This is a genomic window from Phyllobacterium calauticae (assembly GCF_019991125.1).
Taxonomy (GTDB): domain Bacteria; phylum Pseudomonadota; class Alphaproteobacteria; order Rhizobiales; family Rhizobiaceae; genus Phyllobacterium; species Phyllobacterium calauticae.
The window spans coordinates 122,840-149,220 of the sequence record NZ_JAGENB010000007.1; the positions used below are offsets into that span (position 1 = coordinate 122,840).

General features: G+C 58.3%; 25 protein-coding genes. 12 read left to right on the forward strand and 13 right to left on the reverse strand.

From position 1 onward, the window contains the following. The first annotated feature begins 62 nt into the window (after positions 1–62). Positions 63–476, forward strand: coding sequence for a DoxX family protein (locus tag J1W56_RS21445; RefSeq protein ID WP_223615326.1), 414 nt, complete (start codon positions 63–65; stop codon positions 474–476). 124 nt (positions 477–600) lie between these two features. On the opposite strand, the gene J1W56_RS21450 is transcribed toward J1W56_RS21445, so the two are convergent. The 4 genes from J1W56_RS21450 to J1W56_RS21465 all read right to left on the reverse strand — a co-directional run bounded on the left by J1W56_RS21450 (position 601) and on the right by J1W56_RS21465 (position 5,216). Then, positions 601–1,692 carry an alcohol dehydrogenase family protein gene (locus tag J1W56_RS21450; RefSeq protein WP_223615327.1) on the reverse strand — a complete coding sequence of 364 codons (1,092 nt, stop codon included), beginning with the start codon at positions 1,690–1,692 and terminating at the stop codon, positions 601–603. Between the two features lie 8 nt (positions 1,693–1,700). Continuing rightward, on the reverse strand, positions 1,701–3,080 hold the full coding sequence (locus J1W56_RS21455) for an aspartate aminotransferase family protein (RefSeq protein WP_223615328.1): 1,380 nt from the start codon (positions 3,078–3,080) through the stop codon (positions 1,701–1,703). Between the two features lie 24 nt (positions 3,081–3,104). Next, complete coding sequence (locus J1W56_RS21460; RefSeq protein WP_223615329.1) at positions 3,105–4,598, reverse strand: NAD-dependent succinate-semialdehyde dehydrogenase; 1,494 nt, start codon at positions 4,596–4,598, stop codon at positions 3,105–3,107. A gap of 126 nt (positions 4,599–4,724) precedes the next feature. Beyond that, positions 4,725–5,216, reverse strand: a complete 492-nt coding sequence (locus J1W56_RS21465) for an Lrp/AsnC family transcriptional regulator (RefSeq protein WP_223615330.1) — start codon at positions 5,214–5,216, stop codon at positions 4,725–4,727. 85 nt (positions 5,217–5,301) lie between these two features. Here J1W56_RS21465 and ehuR point away from each other — a divergent pair, with 85 nt between their 5' ends. The 10 genes from ehuR (at position 5,302) to doeB (ending at position 14,921) form a co-directional block, all read left to right on the forward strand. Next, positions 5,302–6,687, forward strand: a complete 1,386-nt coding sequence (ehuR, locus tag J1W56_RS21470; RefSeq protein ID WP_223615331.1) for a MocR-like ectoine utilization transcription factor EhuR — start codon at positions 5,302–5,304, stop codon at positions 6,685–6,687. A gap of 123 nt (positions 6,688–6,810) precedes the next feature. Continuing rightward, positions 6,811–7,632, forward strand: coding sequence for an ectoine/hydroxyectoine ABC transporter ATP-binding protein EhuA (gene ehuA / locus J1W56_RS21475; protein ID WP_226904768.1), 822 nt, complete (start codon positions 6,811–6,813; stop codon positions 7,630–7,632). Between the two features lie 52 nt (positions 7,633–7,684). Further along, positions 7,685–8,530 (forward strand): ectoine/hydroxyectoine ABC transporter substrate-binding protein EhuB, encoded by an 846-nt coding sequence (gene ehuB, locus J1W56_RS21480; RefSeq protein WP_374042741.1) that lies wholly within the window; start codon positions 7,685–7,687, stop codon positions 8,528–8,530. Between the two features lie 80 nt (positions 8,531–8,610). Continuing rightward, the gene (ehuC, locus tag J1W56_RS21485) at positions 8,611–9,270 is read left to right on the forward strand and encodes an ectoine/hydroxyectoine ABC transporter permease subunit EhuC (RefSeq protein WP_223615332.1); all 660 of its coding nucleotides are present in this window, start codon (positions 8,611–8,613) and stop codon (positions 9,268–9,270) included. 1 nt (position 9,271) lies between these two features. Further along, entirely contained in the window at positions 9,272–9,934 is a 663-nt protein-coding gene (gene ehuD / locus J1W56_RS21490) for an ectoine/hydroxyectoine ABC transporter permease subunit EhuD (RefSeq protein WP_223615333.1), read from the forward strand. A 1-nt stretch (position 9,935) separates the two neighbouring features. Then, positions 9,936–10,715 (forward strand): ectoine utilization protein EutA, encoded by a 780-nt coding sequence (eutA, locus tag J1W56_RS21495; protein WP_223615334.1) that lies wholly within the window; start codon positions 9,936–9,938, stop codon positions 10,713–10,715. Between the two features lie 6 nt (positions 10,716–10,721). Beyond that, positions 10,722–11,723: a hydroxyectoine utilization dehydratase EutB gene (eutB, locus tag J1W56_RS21500; RefSeq protein WP_223615335.1), complete on the forward strand. Its 1,002-nt coding sequence runs from the start codon at positions 10,722–10,724 to the stop codon at positions 11,721–11,723. Continuing rightward, positions 11,711–12,703: an ectoine utilization protein EutC gene (gene eutC, locus J1W56_RS21505; RefSeq protein WP_223615336.1), complete on the forward strand. Its 993-nt coding sequence runs from the start codon at positions 11,711–11,713 to the stop codon at positions 12,701–12,703. Before eutB ends, eutC begins: the two co-directional genes overlap by 13 nt. A 23-nt stretch (positions 12,704–12,726) precedes the next feature. Continuing rightward, a complete protein-coding gene (doeA, locus tag J1W56_RS21510; protein WP_223615337.1) occupies positions 12,727–13,908 on the forward strand; it encodes an ectoine hydrolase DoeA in 1,182 nt (393 codons plus the stop codon). A gap of 5 nt (positions 13,909–13,913) precedes the next feature. Then, the gene (gene doeB / locus J1W56_RS21515) at positions 13,914–14,921 is read left to right on the forward strand and encodes a N(2)-acetyl-L-2,4-diaminobutanoate deacetylase DoeB (RefSeq protein WP_223615338.1); all 1,008 of its coding nucleotides are present in this window, start codon (positions 13,914–13,916) and stop codon (positions 14,919–14,921) included. Between the two features lie 82 nt (positions 14,922–15,003). Here the strand turns inward: doeB and J1W56_RS21520 are convergent, their stop codons facing one another. The 4 genes from J1W56_RS21520 to J1W56_RS21535 form a co-directional block, all read right to left on the reverse strand. Continuing rightward, positions 15,004–15,774 carry a pyrroline-5-carboxylate reductase gene (locus J1W56_RS21520; RefSeq protein ID WP_223615339.1) on the reverse strand — a complete coding sequence of 257 codons (771 nt, stop codon included), beginning with the start codon at positions 15,772–15,774 and terminating at the stop codon, positions 15,004–15,006. Positions 15,775–16,045: 271 nt separating this feature from the next. After that, the gene (locus J1W56_RS21525; RefSeq protein ID WP_223615340.1) at positions 16,046–17,344 is read right to left on the reverse strand and encodes an MFS transporter; all 1,299 of its coding nucleotides are present in this window, start codon (positions 17,342–17,344) and stop codon (positions 16,046–16,048) included. A gap of 42 nt (positions 17,345–17,386) precedes the next feature. After that, the gene (locus J1W56_RS21530) at positions 17,387–18,322 is read right to left on the reverse strand and encodes a dihydrodipicolinate synthase family protein (RefSeq protein WP_223615341.1); all 936 of its coding nucleotides are present in this window, start codon (positions 18,320–18,322) and stop codon (positions 17,387–17,389) included. Then, positions 18,319–19,623: an MFS transporter gene (locus J1W56_RS21535; protein WP_223615342.1), complete on the reverse strand. Its 1,305-nt coding sequence runs from the start codon at positions 19,621–19,623 to the stop codon at positions 18,319–18,321. The genes J1W56_RS21530 and J1W56_RS21535 overlap by 4 nt, the downstream gene beginning before the upstream one ends. Before the next feature lie 152 nt (positions 19,624–19,775). Between J1W56_RS21535 and J1W56_RS21540 the strand changes: the two genes are divergently transcribed. Next, on the forward strand, positions 19,776–20,462 hold the full coding sequence (locus J1W56_RS21540; protein WP_223615343.1) for a FadR/GntR family transcriptional regulator: 687 nt from the start codon (positions 19,776–19,778) through the stop codon (positions 20,460–20,462). A gap of 13 nt (positions 20,463–20,475) precedes the next feature. Here J1W56_RS21540 and J1W56_RS21545 read toward each other — a convergent pair whose 3' ends face one another. From J1W56_RS21545 to araG, 5 genes are read right to left on the reverse strand one after another with little or no spacing between them, the layout of a single operon-like run. Continuing rightward, entirely contained in the window at positions 20,476–22,188 is a 1,713-nt protein-coding gene (locus J1W56_RS21545) for an IlvD/Edd family dehydratase (RefSeq protein WP_223615344.1), read from the reverse strand. A gap of 19 nt (positions 22,189–22,207) precedes the next feature. Beyond that, a complete protein-coding gene (locus tag J1W56_RS21550; protein ID WP_223615345.1) occupies positions 22,208–22,990 on the reverse strand; it encodes an SDR family oxidoreductase in 783 nt (260 codons plus the stop codon). Beyond that, the gene (locus tag J1W56_RS21555; RefSeq protein ID WP_223615346.1) at positions 22,987–23,901 is read right to left on the reverse strand and encodes an aldose 1-epimerase; all 915 of its coding nucleotides are present in this window, start codon (positions 23,899–23,901) and stop codon (positions 22,987–22,989) included. The genes J1W56_RS21550 and J1W56_RS21555 overlap by 4 nt, the downstream gene beginning before the upstream one ends. 1 nt (position 23,902) lies before the next feature. Continuing rightward, on the reverse strand, positions 23,903–24,853 hold the full coding sequence (gene araH, locus J1W56_RS21560; RefSeq protein WP_223615347.1) for an L-arabinose ABC transporter permease AraH: 951 nt from the start codon (positions 24,851–24,853) through the stop codon (positions 23,903–23,905). 10 nt (positions 24,854–24,863) lie between these two features. Continuing rightward, complete coding sequence (gene araG, locus J1W56_RS21565) at positions 24,864–26,375, reverse strand: L-arabinose ABC transporter ATP-binding protein AraG (protein ID WP_223615348.1); 1,512 nt, start codon at positions 26,373–26,375, stop codon at positions 24,864–24,866. Positions 26,376–26,381 lie beyond the last annotated feature (6 nt).

Consider the following 26,381-nt stretch of genomic DNA (forward strand, 5'->3'; position numbering starts at 1 on the left):
ACGGCAGGCGGCCCACCGCCGCCTGCCTTTTCGCCAGCCCAAAGGGAGAAAACGTCGTGAACATGATGGCAAAAGGCACGCATCTCGCCGATGTTTTGATGCTGTTCAGCCGGCTGTTGCTGGCCTGGATATTTCTGCACGAGGGTTTTACGCTGGCCGCAAACCTGGATGGGACAATTGCAGTCATGGCAAAACTTGGTGTGAACGCACCGCTTGCCCTGGCGACCATCGCCCTTCAGATCTGTGCTGGCATTTCCATTGCTTTTGGCTTTTACGCCCGCCTTGGCGCTTTGGCGCTGGGGATATTCTGCCTGCTGACCGCGGTACTGTTCCACACCAATTTCGCCAACCAGAACGAGCTGCTGCATTTCGAAAAGGATCTCGCCATTGCGGGCGGCATGTTTGCCCTGGTCGTTGGAGGCGCCGGGAATCTGTCGTTTGACAACTTGATGCGGACGCACCCGATAAAGCTCTGACGGTGTCTTGGATCGGTCATCGAGTTCAGTGCGCCGTGACGCGCCTGCCGGCAAAGATCGAGCGCGCAGCAGCCATGGCAAACCGGCGGGGTAACGCTGCTGGGCGACGCCATTCTACCCTTACTCAAGCCAGCTCATATTTCGCATCGGGTACGACGACGAGTTTACCGACAAATGCCTTCGCCATGAAATCACTCTGCGCGCGGTGGAATTCGGAGAGCGGGTAGACACCACCGACAAGCGGTTTGATCTTGCCTTCCTCGATATAGCGGACAATGCGGCGGAAATCGCCGCGTGTGCCCTGGGACGATCCGTGTAGTTGCAGCTGTTTCAGATACATGGTCCGAAGGTCGAGTTGTACCACAGGTCCGCCGATGGCACCGGCCGTCGTATAGCGGCCTTCCGGCCGCAGGATGCGCAGAAGATCATTGAACAGGGGGCCACCGACAAGATCGGCAACCACATCGATGGGCTTGCCGTTGAGAACACGCTCCACGGCAGTGACAAGATCACCGTCACCGCGGGTAATCACTGCCTCGGCGCCGATATCAAGCAGCGCCTGCTCCTTGCCGGCGCCAACCACCGCATAGGGAATGGCACCGCGCGCCCGCGCCAATTGAACGATGCCCGAGCCAACACCGCCCGAAGCACCCGTGACAAGAACCCGTTCACCGGATTTCAATCCGGCTCGCTCAAGCATCTGTTCGCCGGTCAGATAAGCACAACAGAAGGTCGCCAGTTCGATATCGCTCAAATCGGTGTTGACCACATGGGCATTTTCACCGGGCACCGCGACATATTCCGCGTAGCCGCCATCGCGGCCATGACCGATATAATCAATGTCGGCAAGACTGTCGTCTTCACGGTTATAGATGGAAAAATCCACCATGACGCGCTCGCCGATACGACTATAGGCAACACCTGCGCCTACAGCCACGACGTGGCCGACAATATCCGTGCCCTGGATGCGCGGAAAGGTGAGCGTCGGGTCCTGCCGCCGCCAGCTGGAAACCGCGCTCGCATCATTCTCCGTACCATAAGCGCCCTGGCGCACCCACACATCCGTGTTGTTCATGCCGCAGGCGGAGATTTCGATCAGAACCTCGCCTGCCGCCGGTTGCGCCACCGGCACATCGGTCCGGTACACCAGCTTGTCGAGATCGCCGTGCCCCGTCAGCAAGACGGCTGACATTGTTCGGGAAACCGTATCCATCATCCCGGACCTCAGAGCGCTTTTGCAACGGCATCGACAGCCGCAACGGCCGCGTTGACGACAATATCCGCCTCGTCCCGCGTGAGACACAATGGAGGCGCAAATCCGAGGATATCGCCCTGCGGCATGGCCCGCCCGATCACACCGCGTTCCGCCAGTGCTGCCGCAATTTGCGGGCCGACCTTTTGCGACGCGTCAAAGAACACCCTGTCGTCCCGGTCTTTGACGAATTCAACCGCAGCCAGCATGCCGTCACCACGCACCTCACCGACGATGGGATGATGTCCCAGTGCTTCGGTAAGTGCGTTGCGGAAATAGGCGCCGGTCTCTCCTGCGTTGGTCACGAGATCCAGCGTGTCGATCAGTTCCAGATTGGCAACGCCGGCAGCGGCACAGATCGGATGAGCCGAATAGGTCCATCCATGACCGAGTGATCCGAGTTTGTCCGAGCCCTGCACCAGAACCTGCCAGACCTTGTCTCCCACGACGACGCCGGAGAGCGGCGCATAGGCCGAGGTCAGGCCCTTGGCAATCGTGATCAGATCAGGCTTGATGCCATAATGATCGGAACCGAACATGGTGCCCAGACGGCCAAAACCCGTCACAACCTCATCGGCGACCAGAAGCACATCATATGTGTTGAGAACGGCCTGTATTTTCTCCCAGTACCCGGCAGGCGGCGGCACGATACCTCCGGTGCCAAGGATCGGTTCGCCGATGAATGCCGCCACGGTCTCGGGCCCTTCCGCAAGGATCATTTCCTCCAGTTTGTCGGCACAATGCTGGGAGAACTGCTCTTCGCTCATCGAGCGGTCTTCCCGGCGGAAATAATACGGCGCTTCCGTATGCAGGATCGGTGCCCGGGGCAGGTCGAAGGCATTGTGGAAGAGGTCGAGACCCGTCAGGCTTCCCGTCATGACGCCTGAGCCATGATAACCGCGCCAGCGGGAAATGATCTTCTTCTTGTCCGGCCGTCCAAGCACGTTGTTGTAGTACCAGATCAGCTTGATGTTGGTTTCGTTGGCATCGGACCCGGAAAGACCGAAATAAACCCGGCTCATTCCTTCCGGCGCCCGGTCTATGATCATCTTGGCCAGCTTGATCGAGACTTCGGTGCCATGGCCGACATAGGCATGATAATAGGCAAGCTCTTTGGCCTGCTGCGCAATCGCACCGGCTATTTCCTGCCGCCCGTACCCGACATTGACGCAGTAGAGCCCAGCAAAGGCATCAAGGCTTTTCCTGCCGTTCACATCAAAAATATGCACGCCTTCGCCGCCCTTTATCACCCGCGTCGGGCTTTCGCCGCGGGCATGGGTGCCCATATGGGTGGAGGGATGGAAAAAGTGGTCGCGGTCCCAGGCGTTCAGCTCGTTCGAACGGTCCAACATGTCTATTGCTCCTGCTTTTTTGCCTCAGCTTGCTTCGAGGCAGAGATATTTGAGTTCGGTGAAGGCTTCGATGCCGTGGCGCGATCCTTCCCGTCCGAGACCGGATTGCTTCACGCCGCCAAAGGGGATGGGTGCACCGGTGATTTTCACCCGGTTGATCGCAACCATGCCATATTCGAGCGCCCGGCCCAGACGCAGCATGCGCTGGCCGTCGCGGGTAACGACATAGGCCACAAGACCATATTCCGTATCATTGGCACGGCGGATGACCTCATCCTCGTCATCAAACACGGTCACAGCGGCCACCGGTCCGAATGTTTCCTCGCGCATGATCAGCGCGGTGTCGGGAACATTGGTCAGCAGCGTCGGCTGAAAAAACAGAGGGCCGGCTGCGTGACGCTTGCCGCCGGCAAGACACTCTGCACCGCGACCGAGCGCATCCTGCACCTGTTCTTCGACCTTCTGCACGGCCTTTTCGTGCATCAACGGGCCGATTTCCGCACCTTGCGTCAGACCGGATGCCACTTTCAACACCGCAATTTTCCGGGCAAACGCAGCAACAAAAACGTCATGCACCGACCGCTCCACATAAATGCGATTGGCCGCCAGACAGTCCTGGCCAGAAGTGGCAAACTTTGCGCCGATCGCAATTTCCACGGCGCGATCAATATCGCTATCGGCAAAGATAATCAGGGGCGCGTGTCCACCCAGTTCCATGACGAGATTCTTCATTGTCGGTGCGCACTGCGCTGCAATCAGACGTCCGACCTCGGTCGAGCCCGTGAAACTCAAGGCCCGCACACGCGGATCGGCACAAAGCGCCTCGACGATAGGTGCTGCCTTGCCGGTGATGATATTGAAAACACCGGCTGGCACCCCGGCCCGCTCTGCCAGTTCCGCCAGGGCAAGGGCTGACAACGGCGTCTCGGATGAGGGATGCGCGACAACGGTGCAACCGGCCGCAAGAGCAGCAGCTGCCTTGCGGGTCAGCATGGCAGACGGGAAATTCCACGGGGTGACGATGCCGACAACGCCAATCGCTTCACGGCTGACCATCATCTGCGCACCGGGCAGATGGCTGGTCACGCCTTCCGCGTTCAGCCGCTTACCCTCCTCCGCGTAGAACTCGATGAAGGATGCGGCGTATTCGATCTCTCCGCGCGACTCATCCAGCGGCTTGCCTTGCTCGAGCGTCATGATCAGCGCGAGATCTTCTTTTGCCGCCAGAACGAGATCGTACCATTTGCGTAAAACGGCAGCACGCTGTTGCGGCAGCAACGAGCGCCATGAACGGAACGCGCGTGACGCCGCATCGATGGCAAGAGACGTTTCCTGCGGACCGAGAGCGGCGACCCATGCCACCGGCATTCCCGATGCCGGGTCACGCACCTCGAATGTCTGCCCACCTTTAGCTGAGCTCCAATGGCCATCAATATAGGCAAGATCGCGCAACATCCTGCGGTCCTGCAGGCGGTCAAGTCCATCATGGCGTTCGGGTCGTGCGAAATGGGCAGACATCGGGCTCTCCCTGAGAATATCCAGCGATGCTCGCCCATCCCGTCTGGAGAGAGTGACTGTAACGCGCCGCCCGCAGAGAAAGATTGTCTGATTAAGCCCCCTGATTTGGAGAGATGGACCGGAGTGTCAGCCTTCCGGCTGCATCAGGTCATGAACAGGCAACGCCGTTTCCTCCTTCACCGTCTTGGTGATGATGTAGGAAAAATACCGGTCGATACCGAGCTCCCGCTGCAACAGATCATCAATCAGCCGCTGATAGGCATCGATGTCCCGGGCGACAATTTTCAGAATGTAATCGACACCGCCGCCAACCGACCAGCACGAGGTCACCTCAGGCAAAAGCTTGATCGCCCGCTCAAACCGCTCGAAATCCGCCTGCCTGTGCGATGCAAGAGTGACTTCCACCAGAATGCTGGCAACCGGCGCAACCAGCCGGAGAGCCAGACGCGCATGGTAGCCTGTGATAATCCCCGCCTTTTCCAGCCGGCGAAGCCTTGTCCAGCACGGCGTCGGAGAGATACCAGCACGTTCGGCAAGGGCGAGTTTGGTGATCCGTCCGTCCCTTTGGATAGCGTCGAGAATACGGATGTCGATTGCGTCAAGCCTTGGTGCGCCCATCACTGTTCCAGTTCAAAGAGTGGATTGATCATGGCCTTGTGTTTTTCTCATTGTCAATTGACCTGATTTCAATCAATCTAAAATCATGACATTATGGCGACCCGATATCAGTTCACTCACCCGCCCTGCCTATCTCTCCCTGGCGGACCAGATTGCGCGCGCCATCGGTGACGGCACGCTGGAAGCAGGCGCCCGCCTGCCGACCCACCGGAAGATGGCAGAGGATCTGCACCTGTCCGTTCAGACGGTCAGCCGCGCCTATGAGGAACTCATTCGCCGCGGCATGCTTTCTGGCGAAACCGGGCGCGGCAGTTTCGTCAAGGCGCAGCGGCGCGAAATCGATCAACCCTATCTGCCGGAACGGCTCGGCGAAGTGATTGACCTTTCGATTCTCAAGCCTGTCTGCGAGAAAATGCATCATGAGCGTTTGAAGAAGGCGCTGGGCTGGTTGTCCGAAACCCTGCCGGCAAGTTCGGCCCTGTCGTTCCGCCCGAACGTGGTTTTTCCGCGCCACCGCACCACTGCAGTCAAATGGCTGCGCGCGTGCGGCCTTGATGTCCCTGCCTCGAATATCAGCATTACCAACGGCGCGACCGCTGCGATGACAGTCGCGATCATGAGCGTTGCGCCTGTCGGTTCAACGATTGCGACCGAGGCCACCGGGCACCATACCCTTGTGCCACTCGCCTCCTATCTGGGCCTCACGCTCAAAGGCATCGCCATTGACGATCAGGGTATCATCCCCGAGGCGTTGGACGCCGCGTGCAAGGAATCCAGCATTCGCGCGCTATTTGTACAGCCGGCAGCGATCAATCCGTATGCCACGGTGATGGGATCGGTCCGCCGCGCCCAGATTGTCGAGGTTGCACGCAAGCGCGATATTGCCATCGTCGAAAGCGACATACTCGGCCCTCTGGTCGAGGATCGCCCGCCGCCGATTGCCGCACTGGCTCCAGAGCGGACCCTCTATTTCACCAGCTTTACCAAGACTGTCGTACCCGGTTTGCGCATCGGCTATCTCGCGGCACCCGACCGTTACGTCGCCGCCGTCGCCAACCGCCACCTCGTTTCCAACTGGATGGCAACCCCGATGGTCGCGGAGATCGCCACACGCTGGGTTGAGGACGGCACGGCCATGGAGCTGGTCGAATGGCAGCGCGAAGCTCTGCGGCGCAGACATGAAATTGCATCCCAGGTGCTTTCGGGCACATTTTTTCGCTCGCATCCGCAAAGCCTGCACATCTGGCTGCCACTGACTGACGGGCGAACGGAAGAGACCTTCGTCGCTCAGGCGCGCCTGCAGAATGTGGCTATTGCACCCGGTGCATCATTCCGCATTTCGCAGGAAGACTGGACACCGGCCGTGCGCATATCCCTCGGCTCCACCACGGAAGAGGAATTGCTGCGTGGCCTCACGGTCGTCGGAAGTCTGCTGCAGGGTGATCCCGAACACCTGTTGCTCGCCATTTAGTCAAAGCGCGCAATTTCATGGCAATAAAACTTATATTGTCATGATTTAATTTTTATAATTGACATGATTTGATAAGTCTCTCATCGTTTAGGCATAGCCGGTCTCAACCAGAGGGAGAGACGCATGCCGCCAATCAACGACACAAGAACAGCAACCACGGCTCAGCCGCCGATCATCGAGATCGACGGCATCAGCAAGAGCTTCGGCGCGTTCAAGGTTCTTGATCAGTTGTCATTCAATGTCGCGCCGGGTGAGAAGCTGGCGCTTATAGGACCGTCCGGTTCCGGCAAGACCACGATCCTGCGTATTCTCATGACACTGGAAGGCATCGACAGCGGCGATATTCGCGTTGCAGGCGAAAATCTCTACCGGATGCAGAAGAATGGCGGCCTGCAACCGGCTGACGAAAACCATCTGCACAAAATGCGCGCCCAGATTGGCATGGTGTTCCAGCTCTTCAATCTGTTCCCCCACAAATGCGTTCTCGATAACGTGACGCTGGCACCCATGCTGACGAAAAACACGCCGCGCAGGCAGGCCGAAGAGCAGGCCGTGCAATTGCTTGAGATGGTCGGGCTTGCCGACAAGGCCAAATCAATGCCTTCGCAGCTGTCGGGCGGGCAGAAACAGCGTGTTGCCATTGCCCGTGCCCTGGCGCTGCAACCCAAGATCATGCTTTTTGACGAAGTGACGTCAGCACTGGATCCTGAACTGGTCGAGGAAGTGCTCAACGTCCTGTGGCGTCTGTCCGAGGAAACGGACATGACCATGCTGCTCGTCACCCACGAAATGGGGTTTGCCCACGAATTTGCCGATCGGGTCCTGTTCTTTGACCGGGGCAAGATCATCGAGGATGGCAAACCCGAAGAAATTTTCCGCCATCCCAAACAGGAACGCACGCAGGCATTCCTGAAAAAGATCATCGCCGCCGGTCACAGGGTTTGACCGGGGCGGCACCTGCACACCTTAAAACAAAGAAAACTGAGGAGTTGGGAACATGTTGAACTTGAAAACAATGAGTGCGTCGATCGGAGCGATTGCACTGTCCGCCATGGCGCTTTCCATGCCTGCAAAAGCGGATGAAGCGCTCGACAAACTGAAAGCGCAGGGCTTTGCCCGCATTGCCATTGCCAATGAACCACCTTTCACCGCGGTCAAGCCGGATGGCACGGTGTCCGGCGCGGGCCCTGATGTCGCCCGGGCCGTCTTCAAGAAGCTCGGCGTCGCCGACGTGGTCGCCTCCATTTCCGAGTATGGCGCCATGATCCCGGGCCTTCAGGCAGGACGTCATGATGTGGTGACAGCCGGCTTGTTCATGAAACCGGAGCGCTGCAAGGCCGTTGCCTATTCTGAGCCGATCCTGTGCGATGCCGAAGCTTTTCTGGTCAAGAAGGGTAACCCCAAGGGCTTCAAGAGCTACAAGGATATCGCCGTGGATGCGAAAGCGACGATCGGTGCGCCCGGTGGCGGCACGGAAGAGCGGCTGGCGCTGGAAGCCGGCGTGCCGCGTGACCGCGTGATCGTTGTCCCCGATGGCCAAAGCGGCATCAAGATGCTGCAGGACGGGCGTATCGATGTGTATTCCCTGCCGGTTCTTTCGATCAACGATCTGGTCAAGAAGGCCAATGATCCGAATGTCGAAGTCTTCGCTCCCGTCGTCAACGCGCCGGTCTATTGCGATGGCGCTGCCTTCCGCAAAGACCAGACCACCCTGCGTGACGAGTTCGACAAGGTCCTCGCCGAGATGAAGACATCAGGTGAATTTGCAAGGATTGTCGAACCCTACGGCTTCTCCGCCAAGGCTGCCATGTCAACCACGCGCGACAAGCTTTGCGCCGGCTGACACACACCCTGTCACGATCACTCCGGTGTTGAAACCGGAGTGATCACCCGCAATTTCCGTCACGAATGAGAGCATGACCGATGGGCCAATGGGCCGGATACTTACAGCTGATTCTGGAAGGGGCGCTGGTTACGATCAAGCTGACCCTGATGGGGTCGGTGCTTGCGCTGATCATGGCCTTTATCGCCGGGCTCGGCCGGATATCGCGCTTCCGGGCTGTGCGCGCATTGGCCACCACCTATATCGAATTCTTTCGCGGCACATCCATCTTTGTCCAGCTTTTCTGGGCCTATTTCGTGCTGCCGCTGCTCGGCTTCTCGCTCACACCGCTGCAGGCAGGTGTTCTGGCGCTGGGTCTCAACGTGGGAGCCTATGGCGCCGAAGTCGTACGCGGCGCGATCAAGTCCATCGGCCGGGAACAGTATGAGGCGTGCATTGCGCTGAACTTCAGCCGCTGGCAGAGCTTGCGCCATATCATTCTGCCGCAGGCCTTCGTGCTGATGCTGCCAACTTTTGGCAACAATGCGATCGAGCTTTTGAAGGCCTCCGCCGTGGTGTCACTGATTTCACTTTCGGACATGACGTTCCAGGCGCAGGTCGTGCGCGCGCAGACAGGCAGCACATTGATGCCATTCCTGACCATTCTCGTTCTCTACTTCCTTATGTCGTCGGTCATCTCCGCCTCGATCCGCGGATTGGAGCGTTATCTGACCCGCGGCCTTGACGGCGTGAGGTCCTGAGATGGAGTGGGATTGGGCCTTTGTTGTCGAAATTCTTCCGACCATGATCGAGGGCGTGAAGATCACCATTCTGGCAACCCTTCTGGGATCGGTGCTTGCTGCCATTATCGGCCTTGGCTTGGCCATCCTGCGCCGCTCGAAGAATGTCTTTGTCTCGAAACCGGTTGGCTTTCTTGCCGACTTCATTCGCGGCACGCCGTTGCTCGTGCAGCTGTATTTCATCTTCTACGTGCTGCCCGATGCGGGCATTACCCTTTCACCGCTGGTCGCCGGCGTCATCGGTCTTGGCCTGCACTACGGCACCTATACGGCGGAGGTCTATCGCGGTGGCATTGACAACGTGGCGCGCGGCCAGTGGGAAGCTGCCCGCGCCTGCAATCTCTCGGCGTTCCAGACCTGGACCCGGATCATTCTGCCGCAAGCCCTGCCGCCGATGATCCCCGCACTCGCCAACTACTTCATCGCCATGTTCAAGGAAACGCCGTTGCTTTCCGCCATCACCGTGCTTGAGCTGATGAACCAGGCGCGCAGCATCGCCAATTACAACTATCGCTACATTGAGCCGATCACGCTGGTAGGCGCATTCTTCCTGGTGATCAGTCTTGTGTCCGTCATTGCCCTGCGCTGGCTCGAACGCCGCTATGGGCAGATCGAGGAGAGATAATATGGGTATTCCGAGCAAGGTCACCCAGACGATGACGCCGCTTGGCTTCGATGACCGCCCCATTGCCAGGCGCATCGGTCTCGTGATCCTGGCCACGGATCACACGACGGAACCGGACTTTCAGCGCTTGGTCGCCAGCGACACGATCGGGCTCTATACGGCGCGCATCCCCTATGCCAATCCGACGACACCGGAGAATCTGCGTCGCATGCAGCCCGGACTGACGGTTGGCGCCGGATTGATCCTGCCCGACGAGGATCTCGACGCGATCTGCTATTCCTGCACCTCCGCATCGGTGGTTATCGGTGACGATGCGGTCGAGGCCGCGATCAAGGCCGCCAAGCCGGGCGTGCCGGTCATTACTCCACCGCTCGCCGCCGTTCAGGGTCTCAATGCCTTCGGCGCCCGCCGGATCAGTGTGCTTACGCCCTATACAGTCGAGACAAGTACCCCGATGCTGGCTTATTTCCAGGCCAAGGGTTTCGATATTGCCCGCTTCACCTGTTTCGGTCTTGAAGACGACCGGGAAATGGCACGCATTAAGCCCGCATCGCTCGTAGCAGCAGCAACTGAAGCCACGGCTCCGGATTGCGATGCCCTGTTCATATCCTGCACCGCATTGCGCGCCGCCATCGCCGCCCCGCAGATCGAAGCAGTGATCGGCAAACCCGTTGTCACAAGTAATCTCGCCACGGCATGGGCAACATTGCGTCTGTGCGGCGAAAATCAACCACGACCGGAACTGGGACAGTTGATGACCCATCCCCTGGCTGCCTGGTAAATCAGCATGACCCGAACATTCGTCACCCTGACCGAGATCAAGGCAGCCCGCGCCGTGATTGCACCGCACATCCTGCGCACCCCCGCGGTTCCCTCGGCAAGCCTGACCGAACGAATGGGACTGCCCGTCCATCTCAAACTGGAACACCGGCAGATCACCGGAGCATTCAAGCTGCGGGGCGCCCTCAACGCCTTGAACAGCCTGTCACCGGATGAAAGACAGCGCGGTGTTGTCACCGCGTCAACCGGCAATCACGGCCGCGCCCTCGCCTATGCTTCAGGGCTGCAAAGCATTCGCTCCGTTATCTGCATGTCGAACCTTGTGCCTGGCAACAAGGTGGATGAGATCCGCAAGCTCGGCGCGGAAATCCGGATTGTCGGCACGTCGCAGGATGAGGCCCAGGAGGAAGTCGAGAAGATCGTCGCAAGGGACGGTCTCGTCATGGTTCCGCCCTTTGACGACCCGGCTATCGTTGCCGGTCAGGGAACGATTGGACTGGAGATCGTCGAGGACGTGCCGGACGTGGAAACCGTTCTCGTCCCGCTTTCCGGCGGCGGGCTCATCGCCGGGATTGCTGCGGCAATCAAAGGCTTGAAGCCAAAAACCAGGATCATCGGCATTTCCATGCAGAACGGCGCGGCAATGGCCGCCAGCCTGAAAGCCGGTCACCCCGTCAGCGTTGTGGAACGGCAAAGCCTGGCGGATTCCCTCGGCGGCGGCATCGGCCTCAGCAATAACGTGACCTTCGGGATGGTGCGCGCGCTCGTCGATGAGGTCGTGCTGCTCTCTGAAGAAGAAATAGCGGCGGGCATCGTCCACGCCTACGCGCAGGAGCGGGAAATCATCGAAGGCGCGGCGGCCGTCGGTATCGGAGCGCTCCTTGCAGGCAAGATCCGGTTGCAGGGAACGGTGATCGCCCTGCTGTCCGGCCGCAATATCGACATGGACCAGCACCGCCGCATTGTCGCCGGATATCAGGCAGGGGAGACCATGCCATGTCCCGCATGACCATTCTCACCGAAGCCGAACTGCGCCGCATCGTTTCTCTCGATCTGGATGCGGTTGCATGCATCGAAGCTGCCTTTGAAGCCCTTGCTACGAAGGCCGTTGCCATGCCGCCGATCCTGCGGCTCGACATCCCCGAACATCGCGGCGAAGTGGATGTCAAAACCGCCTATGTGCCCGGTATCGATGCCTTTGCGATCAAGATCAGCCCCGGCTTTTTCAACAATCCCCAGATCGGCCTTCCCAGCGTCAACGGCATGATGGTGCTGTTCTCCAGCAAGACGGGACTGGTCGAAGCTTTGCTGCTCGACAACGGCTATCTGACGGATGTCCGCACAGCGGCCGCCGGAGCAGTGGCAGCGAAATATCTCGCCCGCAAGGACGCAAGCATTGCAACGATCTTCGGTGCGGGCGTGCAGGCACAACTGCAGCTCAAGGCACTGACACTGGTTCGTCCCATTGGCGAAGCGCGCCTGTGGGCGCGTGATCCGCAAAAAGCCGAAGCGACAGCAGCCAATATACGGGCAGAGCTTGGCATCCGGATCTTCGTTGAAAGCGATCCGTCGAAAGCCGTTGCAGGGAGCCATGTCATCGTCACGACAACGCCATCCGAGAAGCCATTGCTTCGGGCGGAGTGGCTGGAACCCGGTCAGCATGTGACCGCAATGGGGTCCGATGCCGAGCACAAGAACGAAATTGATCCGGCCGTTATCCGGTTTGCCGATCTCTATGTGGCCGACAGCCTGAAACAGACGCGGCGGCTGGGCGAACTCCATCACGCCATAGCCGCAGGCCTTATTCCCGAGAACCAGGCCTTTCCGGAACTCGGTGCCATCATTGCCGGCACCAGCGCCGGCCGACAATCGGACCATGCGATCACCATTACCGATCTGACCGGTACCGGCGTCCAAGACACCGCCATTGCCACGCTTGCCCGTGACCGTGCCCAAAGGGCCGGTGCCGGTACGGCGTTTGAAAGTTGATATTCGAAAGTAAGGAAACCAGAATGACCGAGCCCAATCTGAAGTTCAGCCGCGACGAGTTTGCGCAGAGGCTGGCAAAAACCCGCAAGTCCATGGAGAAAAAGGGCATCGACGTACTGATCTGCAGCGATCCCTCCAACATGGCATGGCTGACGGGTTATGATGGCTGGTCGTTTTACGTGCATCAGGCAGTGATCGTTCCACCGGAAGGCGAACCTATCTGGTACGGCCGCGGGCAGGATGCGAACGGCGCGAAGCGTACCGCCTATCTCGAGCACGACAATATCGTCGGCTATCCCGATCACTACGTTCAATCCACTGAACGTCACCCGATGGATTTTCTGTCAAAACTTCTGGACGAGCGCGGATGGAGCAAGAAGACCATCGGCGTCGAGATGGACAATTACTGGTTCACGGCAGCAGCCTTCGCCTCGTTGCAAAAACATTTGCCCAATGCCCGGTTTGTCGATGGAACCGCACTCGTCAACTGGCAGCGCGCCGTGAAAAGCAAGACTGAGCTCGACTATATGCGCAAGGCCGCACGCATTGTCGAACTCATGCACCAGCGGATCGTCGACAAAATCGAAGTCGGCATGCGCAAATGCGATCTCGTTGCCGAAATCTACGATGCCGGCATTCGCGGAACCAAAGCATTCGGCGGCGACTATCCGGCCATCGTGCCGCTGCTTCCATCCGGGGCGGATGCATCTGCCCCCCACCTGACCTGGGATGACCAGCCCATGAAGAGCGGCGAAGGCACGTTCTTCGAAATCGCCGGTTGCTTCAACCGCTATCACGTACCGCTGTCCCGTACGGTTTTCCTGGGCAAACCAACCCAGGCGTTTCTGGATGCGGAAAAGGCGACGCTTGAGGGGATGGAAGCAGGGCTTGCCGCCGCCAAACCGGGCAATACCTGCGAAGACATTGCCAATGCCTTTTTCGGCGTGCTCATGAAATACGGCATCATCAAGGACAACCGCACCGGTTACCCCATCGGGATTTCCTATCCGCCGGATTGGGGCGAGCGCACCATGAGCCTGCGCCCCGGGGACAAAACCGTGCTGGAACCGGGCATGACATTCCATTTCATGACCGGTCTCTGGCTTGAAACCATGGGTCTCGAGATCACCGAAAGCATTCTGATCACGGAAACCGGCGTCGAATGTCTTGCCAACGTGCCCCGGCAGCTTTTTGTGAAGAATTGATACCCATGACATCAGCTAATCTTCTAGCCCCATCCCCCATCACGCCGACCGTCGATTTTGACAGGGACGGCGTGCAGCATGGCTTCCTGCGCCTGCCTTACAGCAGGGATGATTCCGCTTGGGGGTCGGTCATGATTCCCATTGCGGTCATCCGCAATGGCAAGGGTCCGACAGCGCTTTTGACGGGCGGGAACCACGGCGACGAATACGAAGGACCAATCGCTCTCTCGGATCTGGCGCGCACGCTCGACCCGAAAGAGGTCAACGGCACTGTGATCATCGTCCCCGCCATGAACTATCCGGCCTTCCGCGCCGGGACACGCACTTCGCCCATTGACAAGGGCAACATGAACCGCAGTTTCCCGGGGCGGCCCGACGGGACCGTCACGCAGAAGATCGCCGACTATTTCACGCGGGAGCTGTTGCCCCGCGCCGATGTGGTTCTGGATTTTCATTCGGGCGGCAAGACACTCGATTTCCTGCCGTTCGCCGCTGCTCACGTCCTGCCAGACAAGGCCCAGGAAGCGCGTGGTTTCGATGCGGTCAAGGCGTTCTCGGCGCCCTGGTCCATGCGGATGCTGGAGATCGATGCGGTCGGCATGTACGACACCACGGTTGAAGAACTGGGCAAGACCTTCGTTACAACCGAGCTTGGCGGGGGCGGTACAGCCAGTGCTGAAACAATCCGTATTGCCAAGCGCGGCGTCAGCAATTTTCTGCGGCATACCGGTATTTTGAGCGGTGATGTCGAGCTGCATGAAACACGGTGGATCGACATGCCCTCGGCAGACTGTTTCTCGTTCGCCGAAGATGCCGGCATGATCGAAACGATGGCCGATCTGGGCGATCCGGTCACCGCGGGTCAGGTCATCGCCCGTATCTATCCCATCGGCCGAACCGGAACAGCGCCAGCGGAGATCAAGGCCCAACTTTCAGGGATTCTTGCCGCCCGGCATTTTCCCGGATTGGTCAATGCCGGGGACTGTGCCGCAGTGATTGCAGTCATCGAATAGGTGACTTGCCACCGTGGTACATCCTGCGGTGGTTCCTGTGCGCTGCAACGTCACTTTGCCTGTGGCAGCTGTTCGGCACACATTATCGCTGCTCTATGCGTTTGAGTACGGATCCAAGAGCCAGCGTCAGAGCCTGTGTGCCGCCGTTCTCGGTAAACTCCGTCAAGACCTGCTCATTCAGACCGCCCTTTGTCGAAAAATCGGACGCCATCGCCTCGAACGATCGCGCCTCCGCTGCGCCCGTTGCGTGGGACAGGCCCCCAAACAGCTGCCTTAAATAGGTGCTCGCTTGGTCATAGGACATTCCTTCCGCTTCAAGCCAGCGGGCGCTTGTTTCCAACAGGCCGAAATATGTGCCCATCAACGCACTCGCCGCGCCAAAAAGATCGTACTGCTTGAGATCTTTTGCCTGAACTGCGGTTCCCAACGAAGAAAACAGATCAGCTATCTGGTCATGAGGCGGATATATGGCTGTGGCGCCCTGTAGATCAGCCACAAATGGAAGAGGAATTGCCCGGGTAATCGTGACGGGCGCGTCAATCCACCTGGCAAGCGCTTCGATTTGGATAGCGGCAATAAAGCTCACCACATGTTGATCGTCGCGAAATCTGAGTTCCCCGATCACTTCCTCGGCAATTTGCGGTCTTACCGCAAGAAACACGATGTCGGTGCTGTCAACCACATCCTGGTTGTCTTTTCCTACGCGCACGATCGGAAACATTTCGTCAAGTCGGGCAGCGACGCTTGAACTGCGAGGCGAGACAACAAGGGTTTCGACATCGGATCTTGATTTCATTAGGCCGGTCACGACCGCCTCAGTTATCGCGCCGGATCCGATGAATCCCAGTCTCATGAGCTTCCCTCTCATTCGCATTGCGTTATCGCGTCCACAGTGGTCAATCAAATGAAACCCGCTATGGCGAACATTGACAGACTAATGGTCTCTCGGAGGTGGGTCCAGCCACATCCATCCACGGCAACAGCACATCGCCCTCAAGCAAAGCAGGAATTGTTGGTTTGTCAGTGCTGCGGCTGCCTGAAGTTGATATGTTGACGCTGTCGACTGAACCGGTCTCCAATCTTCATTGACCAACCGGGTGGGCCAACCAGGGTCTGAAGCCGCTTCATGAAATTTTCTCGCGTACTTGAGGCTGCTCTTCACCCCGAGAAATCAGCCGCTCGACGATGAATACAAGGCATCCCGCCACCGTTAAACATGCCGCGAGAAAGAACATCGGTGCAATCGTGCTGCCCGTCGCATCCTTTATCCATGGCACGACGTTTTGAGCAATGAACCCGCCCAGATTGCCGACCGAATTGATCGCGGCCAACCCCGCTGCCGCGCCGGCGCCTCTGAGAAACCGCGAGGGCATGCTCCAGAAAACGGGTTGCCCGGCGAATATTCCACCGGCGGCAAGGCAAAGAAAAGCAAACTGCAGCGTCTGATTGGAAATCACGGCAGATAAGACCAGGCAGATCGCGCCAAAAAAGGCTGGTACGACGATGTAGGGTGTCTGCCAGCGTGCCCGCGCCGCCATATGCGGCACGACATAAAGCGCCACAGACACCACCACCCAGGGAATGATGTTCAGAAAACCGTTGGCAACATTGCCGATGCCGAAGCTTTTCAGAACGGTTGGCAACCAATAGCTCAAACCATAGGCCGAGAGCGGAAAGCCGATGAAACATACCGACATGAGCAGGACACGCGGGTCAAGGAGCGCCTTGAATGCATGGCCGCCTTCCGTCCCAAGATTTGAATTCTCGTCGTCGATGCGCTTTTTCAGCCAATCCTTTTCCGCTGCTGTCAGGAATGTTGCCTTTTCCGGCCGGTCGTCCAGATAGAACCACGTCACGATCCCGGCAATCACCGCGGGAACGCCGGTAACAAGAAATACCCATTCCCAGCCTTTGAGGCCAAGAAGGCCATCCATGGCCAACAACGATCCGCCAAGCGGCGCTCCGATCGCATTGGCCACGGCGCTGAATATCATGAAGAGACCGACCATTGCGCCGCGATAACGCGCTGGATACCACAGCGTCATGAGATAAAGCACGCCGGGGAAAAAGCCGGCCTCACACACACCCAGCAGAAAACGAAGGACGTAAAACATGCCGGCGCTCTGCGTGAATGCCAGCGCTATGGTCACCAGGCCCCATGAGACGAGAATTCGGGCGAACCATCGGCTCGCACCGAATTTTTCCAGAAACAGGTTGCTTGGAACTTCAAAGATGAAATAGCCGATAAAAAACAGCGACGCTCCGAGCCCATAGGCATACTCGCTCATGCCGAGAGCATCGACCATCTGCAGTTTGGCAAAGCTGACATTCTGCCGATCGATATAGGCGATCAGATAGAGGATGCCGAGGAATGGCATCAAGCGCCACGATATCTTGCTTATCAACTGTTTTTCTACGACCATGATATTCTCCAAGAGGCATTGTGGGTGAAGCAGCCGAATCCATCAGGCCGGCTGTTGCTGGGTGCCTGTTACTGGTGTTTGTCCGAACCGGCCGAGGCGCCGGGCGTGAAGCTGCACCAGCCGCTCACCGAAGGCGGTCGGGCGCATCGCCGGAGCTCGATCGAAAACCTCGATCCCAGCCCGTGCGGCGAAGAGGCGTTTGCCGTAACACATCAGATGTTCGATTCCCTGCATGACAAACGCCACGGCGGGCAGCATCTGCGCATAGGTGTCTTCCGCCGATGCCAGATTGCCGGACCTGTAATCCTTATAGGCCCGTACGGCATAATCGATGATGTCCGGCGCAAGGATATAACCGGCGCAGCCTCCATTGAGCCCATCGATCAGTTCAAGTCCGCCGCGGCCATTGAACACCGGAACGCTGCTGCCTATTGCCTGAATGAGGGTTTCGACATCCACAGCCGATGCCTCGGCTTTCAGCAGGCGGATATTGGGGTGACGGGTGGTAAGAGCCGTCATATCCGCTGCCCCGAGGCCGCGGCCCAGAAATGCCGGCGCATTCTGTATGGCGACGGGCAATGACGTGGCATCGGCCACCCTTCCGAAAAAGGCTATGTATTCCTGTGCATTGAAGCTTCCGGCAATGGGCGGCTGGAGGATAACCCAGTTCGCCCCCACCCGTTCGGCATGGCGCACCTGCGCGATCTGTTCGGCAACAGATGTGCCGAAGATCGTAAAGGCCAACGGCAGGCGTCCGGCATTGTCCTCGGCCAGCCAATCCATGACCGTCCGCCTCTCATGTTCGGTCAATTTGGCGACTTCCGTCGCCAACCCAAGCGCGGCGATACCCTGCACGCCGGTCGAAATGGCAATCTCGGTCTGCTTGCGCATGGCTTGGCGATCGAGTTTTTCGTCCCGATTGAAGAAGGCGTACAAAATGGCGTGGATGCCGGAAAAATCATTGGATGTAGCGTTCAAAATTGTTTCCCCAGAATAGGCAATGGCAGATTGGAACGAGCACGGCGTGCAAGGGCAATGCCCAATATCCCGCCGATGACAAGCGCAGCAGCAACAAGGCCCAAGGCTATATTATAGTTGCCTGTTGCCTGCCGGATGCTGCCGATAACCGGTGGCAGAGCAAGACCGGCGACATTCGCAAGGGCGTTGATCAACGCGATGGAGACAGCAGCGGCAACGCCGGATACATATTCCGTGGTGACAGCCCAGAATATCGGAATGACCGCCCAGTTCAGTCCAACGGAAAGAACGAGCAAGGCGTAGCGGACATAGATGTCACCGGAAAACACTGCCGCGATGATCGCAACGCCTGACGCGACAAGGGGAAGGCCGAGATGCAGAGCTCTTTCGCCGGTCGCATCGGAATGCCGGCCATTGAGAAACATGAAAATGCAGGCTGCAACAAATGGCACTGCTGAAAGCAGACTGACGATCAGATTGTTGCTGCCCGACAGATCTTTGACGATCAAAGGCATGAAAAGTGTCAACCCGATTGTGCCGAAGGCCTGCAGCAGCCAGAACACCGCCAGCAACCAGATGTGCATATCAGCAAACGCTGCAACCCACGCGGTCTTGTGTGATACAACCGCCGCCTGTTCGCTCTGGATCGCCTGTTCCAGACCGCTCTGCTGCTCCGGCGTCAGCCAGCGTGCATCGGCGGGCCGGTCCGGCAGGAACCTGAGAACCAGGAAACCCAACAGGATGGCCGGTACGCCTTCGATGAGGAAAACCCACCGCCAGCCCGAAACGCCCAGTACACCGTGGGCATTCAACAGCAATCCTGAAAGAGGCAAGCCGATAACGGAAGCAAGAGCAGCGCCGATATAGAAGAACGACATGGCATGGGCGCGATCCCTCGATGGATACCATCTGGCAAGGTAGTAGATGATTCCCGGTGTAAACCCGGCTTCCGCTGCGCCGAGCAGAAGACGCATGCCGTAAAGCTGGTAAGCGCTTGTTACCAGCGCCATGCCTGCGGCGATGATTCCCCATGTTACCATGATGCGGGCGATCCACCGGCGTGCGCCAAATCGCGTCAGCGCGATATTGCTGGGAATTTCGAAGACGATGTAGGTGGCAAAGAACAGGCCAGCCGCAATCCCGTACATGCGCTCTGTCAGTTGCAATTCCGCGTTCATCCCCAATGCCGCTACGGAGATGTTCGACCGGTCGATATAGGCGACCAGATAAAGCAGCATCACAAAGGGCAAAATGCGTCGGTTGACGCGCCTGATCGCGTCGGACGTGTTGTAAGCAGTCATTTATTCCTCCCCAGAGCCGCTCTCCCAAGCGGCCTATCAAACATCATACGTTTAACATATGATGTTTGATAGGCAAGAAACTTTTTTGGAGTTCCACTCCGATTGTGTATGGGTGATGAAGCACGCAACAATTGGTCGATGAGGTAAAAGCCATGAGTATCCGGAAGCCGAACCGAACCCGGATTGTAGTGGCAGCGCTCGGGGCCCGCATCGCAAGCGGCGAGTTTGCGCCCGGGGCACTCCTGCCCTCGGAAACGGTGCTTGAGCAAGAATACGAGGTCAGCCGTACCGTCATTCGCGAAGCCACCAAGATCCTGTCGGCCAAAGGCCTGGTGACCGTGCGCCAGCGACATGGAACCCATGTCAACCCGCGTGAGCAGTGGATGTGGATGGATGGCGAGCTCATCAGCTGGCTGGCAAACGGCAAGGCCGCCAAGAGCGATCTTCTGGCATTCGCCGAGGCACGGCAGATCATCGAGCCCGGCGCTGCAGCTCTTGCCGCCCTGCGGGCAACACAGAAACAGCGCGCGGAGATCGTCGCAGCCTATGAACGGATGAAGACAGGCCACGCATCACCGCAGGAGGCCATACTCGCCGACAAGCAGTTCCATCTTGCTATTCTGGACGCAACGCACAACCCTGTTCTGCAGAGCCTGCGCCAGACGATCGAGTCCATTCTGGACGCAATTTTCCCCCATACGGTTGGCACATTCACCCACAACCTCGACAATCACGGCGAGGTTGCCGATGCGATAGCGCGCGGCGATCCCGAAGCCGCACGCTCCAATATGGAGAAGGTCCTGCAGCATACCACGGGGTTTCTGCAGTCCGTCGGTTGAAGCGAGCGAAGCTTCAATGGCTCTCACGCGGTATCCCGGCACCGCGACACCCCACCAGAAAATCAAGGTCAGCCCCGCGGTCAGCCTGCAGAACACGCTCTGTATAAAGATGCTGGTACCCGCCTTCCATTGCCGGGACAGGAGCCTGCCAGGACTGACGGCGCAGGTCCAATTCAGCGTCAGACACATCCAGATGAAGTTTGCGTGCTTCGACGTCGAGTTCGATGAAGTCGCCGTTGCGCACCAGGGCCAGCGGACCGCCGACGGCCGCTTCCGGTGCGACGTGGAGGACAACCGTCCCGAATGCCGTCCCTGACATACGGGCATCGGAGATACGCACCATGTCGCGCACGCCCTTCTGCAGCAGCTTCTGCGGCAGAGCCATGTTGCCGACCTCGGCCATTCCAGGATACCCCTTGGGGCCGCAATTCTTCAATACCATGATGCAGGTTTCGTCAATATCCAGCGCCGGATCGTCAATGACGGCCTTGTAGTGGTCGATGTCTTCAAAAACCACGGCACGCCCGCGATGGCGCATGAGTTCAGGCGATGCAGCGGAGGGCTTTATGATCGCGCCCGAGGGCGCAAGGTTGCCGCGCAACACAGCTATGCCGCCTTGCGCCGTCAAAGCTTTTTCCGTCGGACGGATAACTTCCGGATCGAAATTTTCCGCCTGGGCAATGTTTTCGCCCACGGTTTTGCCGGTGACGGTCATTGCATCAAGCTCGATCAGGGCAGCTATCTCTTTCATGACGGCCGGAAGTCCGCCTGCGTAACAGAAATCCTCCATCAGGAAACGCCCCGATGGCATGAGATCAAGGATGGTGGGAATGTCGCGCCCGAACCTGTCCCAATCGTCGAGTGACAATTCGCAACCGATCCGTCCGGCAATGGCCAGCAGATGAACGACGGCATTGGTCGAGCCCCCGATAGCCCCGTTTATCCGGATGGCATTGGCAAAGGCCTCGCGCTTCAAGATCGCCGAAAGCCGCAGATCTTCATGCACCATCTCAACGATACGGCGCCCGGTCATGCGGGCAAGGCGTGCGCGATGCGCATCGACCGCCGGATAGGCGGCATTTCCCGGCAGGGCAATTCCCAATGCCTCAACCATCGATGCCATTGTCGACGCGGTGCCCATGGTCATGCAATGTCCCGGCGACCGGGACATGGCACTTTCAGCATTGGCAAACTCCTGTTCGCTCATGACGCCTGCCCGGACATCCTCCGAGAATTTCCACACATCCGTTCCCGAACCGATCTGCTTTCCCTTGAAGCGGCCGTTCAGCATGGGGCCGCCCGATATCACGATGGACGGCAGGTCGCAGGATGCCGCGCCCATGACCAGGGATGGCGTGGTCTTGTCGCAGCCTGCCATGAGGACCACGCCGTCCATGGGATTGCCCCGGATCGATTCCTCGACGTCCATCGACGCCAGATTGCGAAACAGCATCGCCGTTGGCCGCAGATTGGATTCGCCGCAGGAGAAGACGGGGAATTCCAGCGGCAACCCGCCCGCCTCCAGCACGCCCGCCTTGATATGTTCGACGAGACCGCGGAAATGCGCATTGCACGGCGTGAATTCAGAAAATGTATTGCAGATACCGATCACCGGACGGCCATCAAAGGCATCATCCGGCAATCCGCCATTTTTCATCCAGCTGCGATGGATGAATGCATCCTTGCCGTTGCCGCCAAACCAATGCTGGGATCGTCTCTTCGTCATGATAAATGCTCTGTCTTTGCTAATTGTTCGGGTGTTGCTGCTGGCTGAGACCGCCGTCCACGACAAGGCAGGCGGCGTTCATGAACGGGCACTCATCGGAAATCATGAACACAGCCGCCTGCGCGATCTCCTGCGGGGAGGCGATGCGCCCGCCCGGATGAAGGGCGAGTGTCTTAGCGCGCGCCGCAGCCGGGTCTTCAAAGCTGTTCCAATAGTCGAGCACCTTCTGCGTTTCCACATAGCCGGGTGCCAGCGCATTCACCCGCACCCCTTTGCCCGCATATTCGAGTGCAAGCGATTTGGTCAGGCCAAGCAGGGCATGTTTGGCGACCGGATAGGGAAAAGTCTGCGGTATGATCGTAAAGCTGTGCGTCGAGGCGATGTTCAGGATGACGCCGCCGCCCTGCTCCAGCATCGATGGCAGTACAGCCTTGCTGCAGTTCCACGCGCCTTTGACATTGACATCAAAGTTGCGGTTCCACTGCTCTTCCGTGGTTCCGAGAGGGGTGGAGAACACATTGATGCCGGCATTGTTGATCAGGGCGTTGATCGCGCCGATTTCAGATGCAGCCTGATTGACGGCGGCAAGAACAGCCGCAGCATCGCTGATATCAGCTATGGCAAATCCAACGGAAATTGACCTTGCCCGCAATTCATCTACCGCGCTTTCGAGCAATGCACGGTCCCGATCGATGAGAAAAAGCCGGGCACCTTCCGCCAGGCACGCCTCGGTGATTGCCAGACCAATCCCCTGCGCAGCGCCTGTGATGACTATCCTTTTTCCGGCAAGTCGGTTCGTCATGGCACTTCACTCCCATCAAGAATTGTCAGTGATAGTCCGCCGCTGATTTCCTCCGCCGGAGCCAGCAATGCGAGCCCCATGGGATCGGCTTCGACCGAGGCCAGCGCATTCGGCGTATGGCTCATCGGCTCGAAGCAGAAGAAACTGCGGTCAGTGTCTGGCGCAAAGAGCATGAACCGCGCGAAGACTTCCATGGCTTCCAAGCTGAGAGAAAGGTTGTGCTCCGGCCATGCAATGGTGGCCTTGCCGTCCCAACCCTCGAATGCGTTGTTGATCCAGCGATCCGGTAGCGACGTTGAACCTGCAAAAACCATATCCTCAGGCGACGCTTCAAGGGTATGTGGAAGATGCGATGGCGCCTCCGTCCACCAACGGACTGCCGATGCCTTCAAGGTCGTTTTGGGCGTTCGCGGAAAAAAGGGATGAAATCCAATACCGAAAGGCAGTGTCTCGTCGCCGCTATTGGTTATGGCAAGCTGCATGTCAAGCGTGGTGCCCGTGAGCCGGATTGTTTGCATTGCCCTGTAAGCATAAGGGGAATTTTCATCCGCCTTCCTGCTGAATTCCAGTGTCACCGCTTCAACCGATGCCTCCAGCACATTCCAGTCGCCAAGCCAGCCGTCACCATGGAGATAAAGGCATTCCTGCGTATTCGGAACGAATGATCGACGCTTGCCGCCAAAGTGGAAACCGTTGCCGGCGACCCGGTTGCCGATTGGAACAAGCGGAAAACATGCCGCCCGTTGCACCGTGAATTTCTGTTCCGTCCCGGTGTAAGGGCGCAGAAAGAAACGGCCATCCGACGTCTTGCCATCCACCACCGCGCCGCCCTTTGAGGCGACGCGGACAGTCATATGCGCATTGTGCAGGACCAGAAAATCCGCTGGGGCTGACTGTTTCCCGGATGGCATTTTATCGCCTGATGAATGCGCTGGACCGCAGATTGTCGAGCATCACCGCCAAGAGCAGGATGAGGCCGCGCACGATATACTGATAGAAGGCGGGAATGTTCATGAGGTTCATGACGTTCTCCGCAATGCCCATGATCATCACGCCCACAATGACACCCGCCATCGTGGCTCGTCCGCCCGCAAGCGATACGCCGCCGAGAACACAGGCGGATATGACTGAAAGTTCAAGGCCGACTGCCGCATTCGGTTGACCTGACGTAATACGGGACGCGAGCAATATCCCCGCCACGGCACAGACCACACCTTGCAAGGCAAAAATCCAGATTCTGGTCTTGTCGACATTGACGCCGGCCAGGCGCGACGCCTCCGGATTGCCGCCAATGGCCAGGGTATTCTTGCCGAAGACCGTGCGGTTCAAGACAAAGCCAAAGATCACGAAGAGGCCAGCAAGTATCCAGACCGGCGTCGGGATGCCGAACAATTTCGAGAGCGCCAACTGATAGAAACCCGGATCATTGATGCCTATGGCGCGCCCATCCGACGATATCAGGGCAAGGCCGCGCACAATCTGCATGGTCGCCAATGTGGTGATGAGAGCGTTGATCCTGAACTTTGCAATGACGAAGCCGTTGACGAACCCGACGAACGCACCGCACAGAAGTGCTGCACCGATCCCTACCAGTATTGATCCGGTGGTGTTCGACGCCATGACAGCCACCATCCCGGTGAAAGCCGCAGTCGAGCCGACCGACAGATCGAAGTCCCGCGCTGCGAGACAAAACATCATGGTGCAGGCGACAATCCCCACCGTAACCACCGACTGCAGCAGGCCAAGCATATTGCGTTCGGTCAGGAAATTGGGAACCAGCAATGCCACGATCGTGAAGGCCACGATGAAAATCAGGACGATGCCCTGGTCCCCCAGCAAAATCTTCTTCAACTGATTGGTCATGCCTGTGTCCTCAATACGCAATTTCTGTTGGCTGCTTCACGTCCGGAAGCGCCGCTGCCAGGATCGCATTTTCTTCAAACTGGTCACGGTTCAACCCGGCCGCGATTTTCCCGGCGCACATGACCAGGATACGGTCACAGATACCCATCACCTCGGGCAGTTCGCTCGAAACCACGACGATGCCCATCCCGCTTTCGGCAAGTTCGTAGAGAATCTCGTAGATTTCGGACTTGGCGCCGACATCGATGCCACGCGTCGGTTCATCGACGATCAGGACCTTCACACCCTGCTCCGCCAGCCAGCGGCCCAATATGACTTTCTGCTGATTGCCGCCGGAGAGGTTGACGATGTCCTGCTTGCGCGAAGGGGTGCGTACCTTCAGGCGCTTGATGAAGGTTTCCGCAACCTCCACCTCCCTCTTCCGGTCAAGCAATCCGAACGGGCTGTAATGGCGGCGTGACGAAACATTGATGTTCTCTTCGATCGAGCGCCCCTGGAGAATACCGTCATGCTTGCGGTCCTCCGAGCACAGAACAATCCCCGACCGGATCGCCTGACGCGGGTTCCCGGCTTTCACCTGGGCACCGTCGATCGAGGTTGCACCGGAAAACTGCGGATCGGCCCCGAAGACCAGTCGCATCAGTTCGGAACGGCCCGCACCTATAAGGCCGAAGAAGCCGACAATCTCGCCGGCGCGCACATCAAAGCTCGCAGGCTCCGGCAGGCGTTCTCCGGAAACATTCTCCACCTTCAGACGCACGGCGCCTGCCTCACGGCCGCGCCAGCCCCAGATATCGTTGATTTCCCGCCCGACCATTTCGGCTACGATCTGATCACGCGTTACACCTTGCAACGTCTCATGGTGTGCTGCGAGCTTGCCATCGCGCAAAACCGTCAAACTGTCGCAAAGCCTGAAAACCTCATCCAGCCGATGCGAAACATAGAGGATAACCTTGCCTTCGGCCCGCAAGCGGTCAATCAGCGTGAAAAGAATTTCACTTTCGCGGGAAGAAAGCGAAGAGGTCGGCTCATCAAGGGCAATCACCCGTGCATCGAGCATCACTGCCTTGGCGATTTCCACCATCTGCCGTTCACCGATGGACAGCGCCTTTACCTTCTGGCGCGGGTCGATATCGATTCCTGCATTCTTCAGTTTTTCGGTGACATCGGCGAACATTTTTGCAGAGGCAACTACACCCGCCTTTGCCGGGAATCGGCCTAGATACAGGTTTTCCGCCACGGTCAACTCGGGCACGAGCTGCAGCTCCTGGTGGATGACGATCACACCATGTTCGAACGCGTCTCTTGAAGAGCCATACGCCTGAACGTCGCCGTCAATGCGTATTTCGCCCTCGTTGGCATGCTGATCTCCGGACAGAATTCGGATGAGGGTTGATTTACCGGCACCGTTCTCACCCATCAATCCATGCACGGCACCCTTGCGTACATCGAAACTGATGCCGGATAGCGCTTTCACGCCGGGATAGGTCTTCGTAAGATTTGAGAACTGTAAAAACGACACGTGGCT